The sequence below is a fragment of the Flavobacterium sp. GT3P67 genome (assembly GCF_004349155.1).
GTDB classification, from domain to species: domain Bacteria; phylum Bacteroidota; class Bacteroidia; order Flavobacteriales; family Flavobacteriaceae; genus Flavobacterium; species Flavobacterium ranwuense.
The window spans coordinates 387276-399011 of record NZ_SMLF01000002.1 but is presented as its reverse complement, the minus strand read 5'-3'; the positions used below and the strand labels follow the sequence as shown (position 1 = coordinate 399011).

11 protein-coding genes are annotated in these 11736 nt (G+C 33.5%); 7 read left to right on the top strand and 4 right to left on the bottom strand.

Annotated elements, in window-relative coordinates; genetic code table 11:
• Positions 1-28: 28 nt before the first annotated feature.
• The 5 genes from E0H99_RS06265 (at position 29) to E0H99_RS06245 (ending at position 3799) form a co-directional block, all read left to right on the top strand.
• On the top strand, positions 29-1228 hold the full coding sequence (locus E0H99_RS06265; RefSeq protein WP_131992549.1) for a hypothetical protein: 1200 nt from the start codon (positions 29-31) through the stop codon (positions 1226-1228).
• A gap of 174 nt (positions 1229-1402) precedes the next feature.
• A complete protein-coding gene (locus E0H99_RS06260) occupies positions 1403-1924 on the top strand; it encodes a GNAT family N-acetyltransferase (protein WP_131992546.1) in 522 nt (173 codons plus the stop codon).
• A 475-nt stretch (positions 1925-2399) separates the two neighbouring features.
• Entirely contained in the window at positions 2400-2753 is a 354-nt protein-coding gene (locus E0H99_RS06255; protein ID WP_131992543.1) for a hypothetical protein, read from the top strand.
• Positions 2754-2970: 217 nt separating this feature from the next.
• Entirely contained in the window at positions 2971-3333 is a 363-nt protein-coding gene (locus E0H99_RS06250) for a DUF2200 domain-containing protein (protein WP_131992531.1), read from the top strand.
• A gap of 28 nt (positions 3334-3361) precedes the next feature.
• Positions 3362-3799, top strand: coding sequence for a VOC family protein (locus tag E0H99_RS06245; RefSeq protein ID WP_131992528.1), 438 nt, complete (start codon positions 3362-3364; stop codon positions 3797-3799).
• Between the two features lie 560 nt (positions 3800-4359).
• Here E0H99_RS06245 and E0H99_RS06240 read toward each other — a convergent pair.
• The gene (locus E0H99_RS06240; RefSeq protein ID WP_131992525.1) at positions 4360-4956 is read right to left on the bottom strand and encodes a GNAT family N-acetyltransferase; all 597 of its coding nucleotides are present in this window, start codon (positions 4954-4956) and stop codon (positions 4360-4362) included.
• 300 nt (positions 4957-5256) lie between these two features.
• Here E0H99_RS06240 and E0H99_RS06235 point away from each other — a divergent pair, with 300 nt between their 5' ends.
• Positions 5257-8097, top strand: coding sequence for a M16 family metallopeptidase (locus tag E0H99_RS06235; RefSeq protein ID WP_131992522.1), 2841 nt, complete (start codon positions 5257-5259; stop codon positions 8095-8097).
• Between the two features lie 197 nt (positions 8098-8294).
• Here E0H99_RS06235 and E0H99_RS06230 read toward each other — a convergent pair whose 3' ends face one another.
• The gene (locus tag E0H99_RS06230) at positions 8295-8654 is read right to left on the bottom strand and encodes a hypothetical protein (protein ID WP_131992519.1); all 360 of its coding nucleotides are present in this window, start codon (positions 8652-8654) and stop codon (positions 8295-8297) included.
• Between the two features lie 18 nt (positions 8655-8672).
• Positions 8673-9851, bottom strand: coding sequence for an AIR synthase related protein (locus E0H99_RS06225; protein WP_131992516.1), 1179 nt, complete (start codon positions 9849-9851; stop codon positions 8673-8675).
• A gap of 386 nt (positions 9852-10237) precedes the next feature.
• On the opposite strand from E0H99_RS06225, the gene E0H99_RS06220 reads away from it, so the two are divergent.
• A complete protein-coding gene (locus tag E0H99_RS06220) occupies positions 10238-10519 on the top strand; it encodes a DUF4242 domain-containing protein (protein ID WP_131992513.1) in 282 nt (93 codons plus the stop codon).
• Between the two features lie 366 nt (positions 10520-10885).
• Here E0H99_RS06220 and E0H99_RS06215 read toward each other — a convergent pair whose 3' ends face one another.
• Positions 10886-11731 carry an OmpA family protein gene (locus E0H99_RS06215; protein WP_131992510.1) on the bottom strand — a complete coding sequence of 282 codons (846 nt, stop codon included), beginning with the start codon at positions 11729-11731 and terminating at the stop codon, positions 10886-10888.
• Positions 11732-11736: the final 5 nt, after the last annotated feature.

Here is an 11736-nt window from a genome sequence, read left to right as displayed (position 1 = left end):
ATAACCCATTTTTTAGAAACAGTAAAATATGAAGAAAATTATTCTGCTTACACTTTTATCAATTTCTCTTTATGCAATAGGAAATGAAGACCCAGTTAAATTAGAATTTAAAAAAAATGAACTTGAAGCTAATTCCAATATAAACCAAACAAATATATTAGAAAGTAAAATTGCAGAGCTACAGAAAGATTATGAGAAGCAAGAAAAAATTAACGAAAAAACATTAGATAGTATATCAAATCAAATTTCAGCAGCTTCTTTGAATTTAACCATTTTTGGAATATTGTTTAGTGTCGCTGCAATTGGGCTGGGATTATATGTTACGTTTATTGAAAGAAAAATTGTATTGATAAGAGAAGAAAACAAAACACTTTTGTCTGAAACAAAACTCGTAAAAGACGAAGTTGTAAAAATTAATAATCAAATTCAAAAAGATATTTATGGATTATTTTTAAAAATTAAAAGAGAGGAAACTGTTCATATTTTAGAAAGATTATTAAAAATACCTGAAGATATTTCAAACTTATCGCAACAATTACTATCGCGTGAATTAGAAAAGGAAGATTTTTTAATTCTTAAAGAAGCATATTTGAAACTAAAAGAAAAAAATTCAAAAATTAACGAAAACTCTGACGAGGATGATGAGGAATTTAATTTTGATTTAAAACCTGACTACATAAATTCTTATAAGCTTTTATTCTTTCAGCATTTTCTTGATTTATCTATAAAAGATTCTATAATTAATGACGATTTACTCGACTATTATAATAGTTCTGTAGACTGCGCTTTTGAAAATGATATAATAAAGTCTACAACAGATTTTATGAATTCTATTATGGAAACTGGTTTGCAATCGAAGACAATCGAAGTTAATGCTTTCGTTAAAGCTTTATCACAGTCTGATTTCAAAACTTTTGATGCTATCTATCAAATATTTTTTCAAATATTGCAGACAAGAGAGAATCATTTCAAACTATTTAATATTTTGAATGACGAAAAAGAAACTAGAGTTGGGAAATTAAAAATTGGGCAAATTCTTACTGACAAGTATTCTCATACACAATTAAGTGAAAGCGAAAAGAATATTTTAGATAAGACTAATACAATATTTCTTGAGTTAGAAGCTGAAACGGCAGAAAAAAATATTAAACTAGAAAAACAAAAAGCAGCTAAAGCCGAAAGAATAAGAAAGCAGGAAGAATTGAAAAACAAAAAACAACAAAATTAATTAAAACGGGTTATAACAGCCGTTTGGCAAGATTGGGGTTTTAGGCTTAATTTAAAGTTGGTCTTGTATTTGGAAATTTTGTGCTTAACCGCAAATAAATCTTAATTTAGTCCCCAACCTCGCCAAGCGGCGGGACGTTAGCTGTCAAGCAGAAAAACCGTCTTTAAAACAAAAATGAATAAGAACTTGCAAACTTTCCCAATATTGATTACCGAAAGGTTGACGCTTCGGAAACTTTCAAAAAATGATTCCGAAGAAATATTGCAACTACGCTCGAATACAGAAATAAATAAATTTCTTGACAGGAAACCGAGCAAAACATTAGAAGATGCCTTAAATTTCATCAAAAGTATAATTGAAGATGAAAGCAATGAACTTTTTTATTGGACAATTACAAAAACTGGCGAAGATAAATTAATTGGTACAATTTGTCTATTTGACTTCTTAGGCGGTTTAAAGAAATGTGAAATTGGATATGAACTTCTTACTGAATATAATTGTCAAGGAATTATGATCGAAGCTGCGAAGAAGGTTATAGGATATGCAATTGAAACACTTGGACTAAAAACGATAGATGCAATAACGCATAAACATAATCAAAGCTCTACTAGACTTCTTCAAAAATTAAATTTTAAGAAATTGGAAGATGCAGTCGAAAATAATCCAAATCTTATTCTATTTAGATTGACAACATAAAGCTATCAAGGTCCGCACAGCTAACAGTGGCTTCAAGAAATTGGGGTTTAAGTCTTGACTTTGAATATTGTTTTGTACTTTCGATATCCGTGATTATCCGAAGAGTTTGTGGGTGTTTTCCGCAACCGTCGCAAAACCACAGGACGTTGTGCGCAAACTTAAAAGTGTACCTAAAATGAAGAGAAGTATAATAATATTGATAATGGCAACAGCAGGGCTTTTTTCCTGTAAGCAAAGTAGTAATTCAACGCCAGAAAAACCTTTAAACTCTATAAAAAAAGTAGAGTACAAAAGGCATGACGATACTGAAAATTATTATACTAAACATTAATATCACGAGTCTAACGGTGCACGGCTGATAATACAAAACAGCTTTCCAAAAAGTAATATTCACTACACTAATCCTAATGGTAAGAAATATATTTATGCTATATTTTGGACTCGAGTAACCAATGAAACAATTAGTCCTTTAGAATTGAAAATTGATTTTCCTTCAGAAGTATTTGAAATTACACCAGCGGGAAACTATATGAAATTACTTATTTCTTCTGAGCAAATTACAATCGAGAAGTCGTCGCTGCCCGACTATGGTCTGCCTTTAAAATCTTTTTTAGATAATAATATCGATAAATCATCTTCCTTAAAAAAGACTATTAAACCTAAGGAATCAACGGATTTTTATGTCGTAACGCTCTCTAATCAAAGAGTAGGCGAAGGTACATTACGAACAGGGCTTAGCTTGAGAGGGCAAAATCTTTTTTACAGAGTTAACAATAAAGAAATCCCTTGCGGAAAGATTGATTTAACAAAATTAATGATACGAAAATAAATAAATAAAAAGCCAGCGCACAAAAGCTACTACAACGGATTTGGATAATTGACTTAATGGGAAGTCGGTTTTGTATTTGGGATGATTTGCTTCGCCTGTTCGCTATCGCTCGGGTGGCAAATCCGAATAATGGGCTTAATTTAGTCCCATACCACTAGTAGCAAGGGAAAATTGTGCGTCATTCTAATACGACTCCAAAAGTAACAACAAACAGGAAATGAATAACACAAATAATCACGATGAGCGTATTGCGAAAATGACATTCACTTCGGTATATCCTCATTATCTCGCAAAAGTGGAGAAGAAAGGCAAAACGAAAGAAGAATTACATCAAGTAATTGAATGGCTCACTGGTTATGATGACAAAAGCCTTCAAAATTACATTGATGAAAAAGTAACCTTTGAAAAATTCTTTAAGAATGCAATCATAAACCCTAACGCTCAACTGATAACTGGTGTAATCTGCGGCTATCGGGTGGAAGAAATTGCAAATCCATTAACACAACAGGTACGATATTTAGACAAGTTGGTAGATGAATTAGCAAAAGGAAAGGCTTTGGATAAAATTTTAAGAAAGTAAACCATTTAACAACTTAAAAAATAAAATTATGGCACTTATCAATCCTCACATTAACTTCAACGGAAATGCCGAAGAAGCATTCCATTTTTACAAATCCGTATTTGGCGGAGAGTTCGCAAAGATTATGCGTTTCAAAGACATATCAAGCCCTGAATTTCCAGTAGCAGAAAACGAAGCAGAAAAAATAATGCACATTGCTCTGCCTATTGGCCAAAATATTCTAATGGCCAATGACGTTCCAGAAAGTATGGGTCGAGTAAATGAAAATGAAAACAGATCTAAAATATCTATTAGCGCAGCAAGTCGTGAAGAAGCCGACAAGTTATTTAGCGGACTTTCAGCAGGCGGAAATATTGAAGTGCCTATTACCGATAGTCCTTGGGGTTCCTATTTTGGGATGTTTAGAGACAAATTCGGTATTGAATGGATGGTGGATTTTGACCCAAAATATAACGGAAAAGTATAAGCAGAAAAAAACGAAGCCTAACAGCGGTTTCTGGCAACCCGACCATGCTGATATAAAACAATCGTCAGCGCAGTTTTGCAAACAGCGCCTAAAATAGGGAGCTATTAATACAAAAAGCTATGAATAATTCATGGCTTTTTGCTGTTTTAAATTCTCTGTCTCTTCTTGAAAAAAGCCTTCCGATTTACTCTTAAAATTAAAATAAATCCACTCCTAACTTAACAACAAATCTTAAAAAATCACTGGCTAATTTAATTTAATCAGCTAACTTTCATTCACTTATATTAAATTTTAAATTCTGAATATCGTGACTACTGCTATTTAATTTTTATACCGTATGACTATAGAAATTTCTTTAGAAAAAAAACAATCATTGGATTTATCCTCAACCTAGTGCTAACAGCTGTAGTAACGATAAAGGACATTAGCAAATACAAACAAATGGAGGAAGATCTGAAAGAAACAGAATCAAAATACAGACAATTAATAGTCCACAAAAAAGCAGTGCCGATTCGATGATTTAAACAATAAACGGAATCTGGGAACCAATAACTTTTGCCCTATAATTTCCTTTTCAAATTCTCTCTAACGGCATCAAACCATTCGTTTCTTAAGATACTTAATACAATACTATCGCGACGAACTTCACTTCCAAAAGTAGGCATGTGATTGCGCAACACTCCTTCTACTTTACAACCGATGCTTTTCATGGCCGCAATACTTTGTTGGTTATTATTATCAGCTCTAAATTCTACGCGTTCCATTCCTAATGTTTCGAAGGCAAATTGTAATAATAGAAATTTACAATGCTTATTTAACCCAGTTCCTCGAAACGCTTTACCGTACCAAGTATACCCCAATTGAAGTGTTTTGAATTCTAAATTGATATCGTAAAAACGAGTACTTCCAGCATATTTTCCTGATTTTTTATCGAAAACGATGAAGGGAAATTCGATTTTATTTTCCCTTGCTTTTAAGGCAATTTGAATATAATTTTCAAGATTTTCTTTTCCATTGGCACGAACTAAAGAATACTCCCAAGTCTCCGGTTCGTTGAGGGAAATCTCTAATAAGTTTTCAACATCTGATTCCAATAATGGGCGCAGTAAAACAGTTTCATCTTCTAAGATGGTGTTTTTGGGGAAATTCGTGTTCATACTTATACTTATTTATGCCTAAAAAAATCCTAAATACTTAAGGCTCTTTCATTTTATCGGACGTTACTAATACCGTTCTGATTAAAAAAATCAATGAATTTGAATCTCTTTATTCAAATATTAAAATCAAATTTTCGACAGAGGAATAATTTTAAATCAAGTCGTAAAATTAATGCAAATCTCTACATTTAACTTCTTCCGATTTAGAGATTTATTATTTTTATTTTCTTAATTTCGTTATCGGTAGCAAAGAATTAGTTTAACTAAATAACTACGAAATCCAATTTTAAAAATTAAACAATGAAATCAATCCAGTTTTTTATCCTTCATTTAGTTCTTTTTACGGCATTCAATTCCTATTCCCAAAATCAAAGTAAAACGGATAAATCAAAAGAATTTAAAGTAGAATTTGAACAGTTCACCCTAGAAAACGGTCTGCATGTAATCTTGCATATTGATCGATCTGACCCAGTTGTTGCTGTTGCTTTGACCAGCCATGTAGGATCTGCGAGAGAAAAAGAGGGTCGCACCGGATTTGCCCATTTATTTGAGCATCTTCTTTTCTTGGAATCTGAAAACTTGGGAAAAGGAGGATTGGATAAAATGAGTGCCCGAATTGGAGGCTCTGGCGCCAATGGCTCTACCAGCAGAGATCGTACAAATTATTTTCAGACTGTTCCTAAAGACGCTTTAGAAAAAATGATTTGGGCCGAAGCTGATAAATTAGGCTATTTCATCAATACCGTAACAGAACCCGTTTTAGCCAAAGAAAAACAAGTGGTTAAAAATGAGAAAAGACAGAGTTATGACAACAGACCTTATGGACACAACTTTTCTGTAATCTCTAAAAGTTTATACCCGGCAACGCATCCGTATAGCTGGGATGTCATTGGTTCCTTGGAAGATTTACAAAATGCGACGCTTGAAGATGTAAAAAGTTTTTACAATCGCTGGTATGTACCTAATAATGTTACGCTAACTATTGCAGGAGATTTTGATGTCAAACAAACAAAAGCTTGGGTCGAAAAATACTTTGGAGAAATAAAACGTGGAGAAGCTATTCCTAAAATGGAGAAGCAGTCTGTAACATTGACCCAAACTAAAAAACTGTATTATGAAGATAATTTTGCCCGTTTACCACAATTAACTCTAACATGGCCTTCGGTTTACGAATACCATCCTGACAGTTATGCCTTGGAAGTTTTGGCCAGTTATCTTTCAAAAGGTAAAAAAGCACCTTTATACAAAACCCTCGTAGAAGACAAAAAAATAACGGATGCCGCTGACGTTTTCCAATACAATTCAGAAATAGCAGGTCAGTATATGTTAAGTGTTACTGCTTTTGAAAAAACAAATTTGAATGAAGTAATGAATGGTGTAAACGAAGCTTTTAAAAACTTTGAATCCGAAGGAATTTCGCAACAGGATTTAAATCGAATTAAAGCGGGACAAGAAACTGCTTTTTACACAAATCTATCCAGCGTATTAGGAAAAGGGTTTCAACTGGCACAATATGAAATTTTTGCAGGAACTCCGGATTATATCAACCAAGATGTAAAAAATATTCTGGCGGTTACTACCGAAGATGTGATGCGCGTGTATCAAAAATACGTCAAAGGAAAACACTTTGTAGCCACAAGTTTTGTTCCAAAAGGAGAAGCCAATTTAATCTTGAACGGTTCCCTATTAGCACCCGTTGTTGAGGAAAAAATCATTGAAGGAAAAGAAGATTCATTTGATGCCAGCATTGTTGCAACGTATGAAAAAACACCTTCTAAATTTGATCGAAGTGTGGAACCCGTTTATGGAGAAAGCCCTGATGTAAAATTACCGTTGGTGTGGAAAAATAAGTTGTCATCCGGTTTAAACGTTTTTGGTATTGAAAACCAAGAAGTACCTCTTGTTCAATTTCAATTGCAAATTAAAGGTGGAATGTTACTTGAAGAAACAAATAAAACAGGAGTTTCAACTATGCTGGCTGAACTGATGCCAAAAGGCACAAAAAACAAAACTCCGGAGCAACTGGAGAATGCTATTGAAAGTCTGGGGGCCACAATTAAAGCGTATGCGACTGATGAAGCCATTTTTATTTCAGGAAACACGCTGGCAAAGAATTACAATGCGACTATGGCATTAGTTCAGGAAATAGTGTTACAACCCCGTTGGGATGCAAAGGAATTTGATTTGATTAAACAAAGTACTTTAAGCCAAATTCTACAACAGAAAGCAGATCCAAATAGTATTGCCAAAAATGAATTCAAAAAATTAATTCATGGAAAAGAATCTATTTTATCCAACAACCGCATCGGTACCGAAAACTCTGTAAACAGCATCACTATTGATGATTTGAAAAATTATTATTCTAAAAATAGTTCGCCATCTGTTTCTGATTTTCAGATTGTTGGTGCTATTTCAAAAACGGATGTGATTAATTCATTAGCGACATTAAATAAAAACTGGGAGGCTAAAAAAGTTACGATTCCTAAAATAGCAACTGCAAATACGGTAGCCTCCTCAAAAATTTATTTTTACGATGTTCCGGGCGCAAAACAATCTGTAATCCGAATTGGTTATCCTGCTCTTGCCGCTACTGATACTGATTTTTATCCCGCTCAAATAATGAATTACCGTTTGGGCGGTGGTGGTTTTGCTTCACAATTGACACAAGAATTACGTGAAGGAAAAGGATATACGTATGGCATTGGTTCGTCATTTGATGGTTCCACTAATAAAGGTCCATTTACTATTTCTAGTGGTGTACGTTCTAATGTAACGTTTGAATCCGTTAGTTTGATAAAAGAAATTGTAGCGCAATACGGGAAAAATTTCAACGAGAATGATCTTGAAGTGACTAAAGGATATTTAATCAAAAGTAATGCGAGAGCATTTGAAACGCTTTCGGCTAAACTGGAAATGCTTTATGACATCAGCAACTATAATTACGCTGATGATTATGCAAAAAAACAGGAAAGCATTGTAAAAAACAGCACTATTGGAAACATAAAAAAGCTTTCAGAGAAGTATTTGAATGCTGATAAAATGATCTATTTAGTGGTAGGCGATGCTGAAACGCAATTGAAAAAGCTAGAGCAGATTGGTTTTGGAGAGCCAATTCTTTTAAATAAACCAGCGATAAAATAAACGCTGATTCAATTTAGCTAATCTCGGTTATAAATTACTGATCGTCTTAGCCCAGATCGAAGTGAAAATCCCGGACTGCAAACAAATAATTTTTCTTGTCCTGAAAGAGCGACCAACGGAAGCTCCTTTCAGGATTTAGAAAAATATTTTTTTTAAGGGAGGATTGTAACGGAGCGCTGGATTAGCTCCTAAAAAAATTATTCACTCATTTCGTCATAACGTTCCGGAACTTGTGGATCATACAGCGGACACTTGAATTCTTCCATTATATTCACTAAAGTATCCATTGTCTTTCCTTCAGTACCATAACAATCAATTTTTATACTTTGGGGAGTCGTTCTGATGTGAAAAGCACCCACACCAGTGTTATTTTTCCAACTCTTATCGTCTACTTTTTCCCATTTTGAGAATACAGAAGCGATTCTATTCAAGATAACTTGAACAGGAAGTTCTTCAAGACCATTAATTTCGGCTTGCTCTTCTACAATAGTTTCATAAACTAAGTGATGGTTGAGATAAATTCCCTCAAGATATTTCCAAAAAACCAATTCGTACATAGTATTTTGTTTTATTTTTTAATATTCGAAAGTTCCGTATTCGCTGGTAATCGTCAGTTGTTTGGTATCGGCTGCCGCTACTCTACCCACAATTTGTGCATCAACATTAAATGATTTTGAAATCGCAATAATATCTTGGGCAACTGCTTCCGGAACATAAATTTCCATTCTGTGTCCACAATTGAATACTTGGTACATTTCTTTCCAATCTGTTTTAGATTGTTCTTGTATCAACTGGAATAATGGAGGGACCGGAAATAAATTGTCTTTTATAATGTGCAGGTTTTCTACAAAATGTAAAATTTTAGTTTGCGCTCCTCCACTGCAATGCACCATTCCGTGAATTTCATTAGAAGAATATTGGTCTAAAATTTTCTTGATAATTGGCGCATACGTTCTGGTAGGCGAAAGCACTAATTGTCCGGCATCTATTGGTGAATTTTCAACTGCATCCGTCAATTTTACTTGTCCGGAATAGATTAATTCCTCAGGAACTGCAGCATCGTAACTCTCCGGATATTTGGTTGCCAAATATTTCCCGAAAACATCATGACGCGCCGATGTTAATCCGTTGCTTCCCATCCCGCCATTATAGCTTTTCTCGTAAGTGGCCTGACCAAAAGAAGCCAATCCTACAATTACGTCACCTGCTTGAATATTAGCATTATCAATAACTTTAGAACGTTTCATACGAGCTGTTACTGTTGAATCTACAATTATAGTCCGAACAATATCGCCAACATCTGCCGTTTCACCACCTGTTGAATGAATGGTTACACCAAAAGAATCCAGTTCTTTAATTAGCTCTTCGGTTCCATTGATAATTGCTGAAATTACTTCGGCGGTAATCAAATTTTTATTTCTTCCAATAGTGGACGAAAGCAAAATATTATCCGTTGCTCCTACACACAATAAATCGTCAATATTCATGATTAAAGCATCTTGAGCAATGCCTTTCCAAACGGAAATATCTCCTGTTTCTTTCCAATACATGTAAGCCAAAGAGGATTTAGTTCCAGCTCCATCAGCATGCATGATTAAACAATATTCTTCATCTTGCGTTAAATAATCAGGGACAATTTTGCAGAAAGCTTGTGGAAATAATCCTTTATCAATATTTTTTATCGCATTATGAACATCTTCTTTGGATGCCGAAACACCGCGAAGCGCATATCTTTTTGAAGTATCTGAACTCATGTAGTATAGTTGTGAAGCCTGCTTTATGGCAGGTAGTTGTGCGGCAAAGATAATTATTTTTTTGGGTTTTGCCTATGGGGTCATCAAGTGTTTCGTTAAATCTACAATCCGTCTATAAAGTGTAGTTTTATTTTATTAAATTTGTTGTAATGTTTTCTATACTAGATTATTAAATGTAAAAATCAACATCTAAATACCGTTTATCTTAATCGGTATTATCCTAAATTTATATTGATTTTAATTGAAGTTCATCAATAAATTACCTTTAAAAGTTTAACAAATTTTAAACCATGAATTAAACTTAGAAAAGTGGAAACCAGCGACCACTATAAAAAACGGGGCCTTGCCGAAAAGCCTTATGAGTAGGAAATTAAAACAACAACATCATGCCTAAATATGTAATTGAAAGAGAGATTCCCGGTGCCGGTAAATTAAACGCCGAACAATTGAAAGCTATTTCCCAAACTTCTTGTGGAGTGTTGGGTAAAATGGGCCCCCAAATCCAGTGGGTTAACAGCCAGGTAACCGCTGACAAAATTTATTGTACTTATATTGCACCAAATGAGGAAATGATTCGCGAACACGCGAAACTAGGTGGTTTTCCTGCAAATTCTATCAATCGAGTATCAACAATCATTGATCCGACAACTGCAGAAGAAACAGTTTAGCAAACTAAAATTAAATGTATTTAACTTTAACCCAAATTCCGCATTAGAAATCTACTGCATCTAAATTCTTCTTCAAAACCAAGTACTTACTCCAATTTTTAAAATCGAAAGACAAAAGTATTCCTTCTTTAAAAATTGTCCGTGAGCCCTTGTTTTTATTAAATAATTTAGCTTCGTCACGAAGTCTAATGCGGAATCTGGGTTTAAAAAAAAATGCCTATCCAAAACGGAAAGGCATTTTCTATAAAAAACGTTTGTTATTATTTTACAAATAACAACTCTCTGGACATAGTCATCATCTACCAGTAACTCTAGTCTATCACAGGGATTTCTGATAATTTTAAAACATGGTTTTACAGTATTACACTATTTTTTCACGACAAGAATCTCGACTCTTCTGTTAGCAATTCGTTCTGCTTCATTTTTTTCCGGCAACGCATATATAGGCCTGCTGCTTCCAAATCCTTTATGACCCAATCTTGAAGTAGCAATTCCGTTTCTTATTAAATAATCAAATACAAATTTTGATCTTCTGTAAGAAAGTTTTACGTCATTTGGGTTGTTGTTACAACAAATATGCCCGTAAATATAAATTTTTAATTGAGGATTCATTTTTAGAACCTGAAGAAGATCCGAAAGAATTGGCTCTGATTCTGGAATTATTTTTTCTGAATTAAAATGAAAATTCAAATTTTCAAGTTTTATTAAATCTCCTACTTTAGCAGTATTGACTTTTTCAATTAGAGAAACAATATTTTTTGTTTCATTAACCGGAACTTCTTTGTCTTGGGTATTTTCAAAAGCTAAATTCTCATTATCCGTTTTTTTCTTGATGGATGTCTTATCTTGATAATAAACTAAAACTTTTCGGTTATCGCTTTGATTTTTTAATTGTTGAAAGTCTTCTCCCAAACCATATAATTCAAGTTTCTCGCTCAGATGAACTTTATTAAATTCTAAAAGTGCGAGTACGTTATTAGCTCTTCGAAAAGATAATTCCTTGTTATAAGAATTGGAATCTATGCTATCACAATACCCTTGAATCTTTACAATTTCTTTGCCTTTTGAATTTTCTAACCATTTACAAAAATCATGTTGTGATTTTTCATTAATTATATCTTGGTTAAAATCAAAAAACAAAACCAGTTTATCTTGAGCGAATAAAGTCATTGTTTTAAAAAACAACAAAACCAAAAGGATCTTTATTCTCATAGTAT

Excerpts from the sequence above, each read along its gene's own strand:
- E0H99_RS06220 (WP_131992513.1), top strand. The coding sequence starts at position 10,238 with ATGCCTAAATATGTAATTGAAAGAGAGATTCCCGGTGCCGGTAAATTA.
- E0H99_RS06215 (WP_131992510.1), bottom strand. The coding sequence starts at position 11,731 with ATGAGAATAAAGATCCTTTTGGTTTTGTTGTTTTTTAAAACAATGACT.
- E0H99_RS06230 (WP_131992519.1), bottom strand. The coding sequence starts at position 8,654 with ATGTACGAATTGGTTTTTTGGAAATATCTTGAGGGAATTTATCTCAAC.
- E0H99_RS06245 (WP_131992528.1), top strand. The coding sequence starts at position 3,362 with ATGGCACTTATCAATCCTCACATTAACTTCAACGGAAATGCCGAAGAA.
- E0H99_RS06265 (WP_131992549.1), top strand. The coding sequence starts at position 29 with ATGAAGAAAATTATTCTGCTTACACTTTTATCAATTTCTCTTTATGCA.
- E0H99_RS06240 (WP_131992525.1), bottom strand. The coding sequence starts at position 4,956 with ATGAACACGAATTTCCCCAAAAACACCATCTTAGAAGATGAAACTGTT.
- E0H99_RS06260 (WP_131992546.1), top strand. The coding sequence starts at position 1,403 with ATGAATAAGAACTTGCAAACTTTCCCAATATTGATTACCGAAAGGTTG.
- E0H99_RS06225 (WP_131992516.1), bottom strand. The coding sequence starts at position 9,851 with ATGAGTTCAGATACTTCAAAAAGATATGCGCTTCGCGGTGTTTCGGCA.
- E0H99_RS06235 (WP_131992522.1), top strand. The coding sequence starts at position 5,257 with ATGAAATCAATCCAGTTTTTTATCCTTCATTTAGTTCTTTTTACGGCA.
- E0H99_RS06250 (WP_131992531.1), top strand. The coding sequence starts at position 2,971 with ATGAATAACACAAATAATCACGATGAGCGTATTGCGAAAATGACATTC.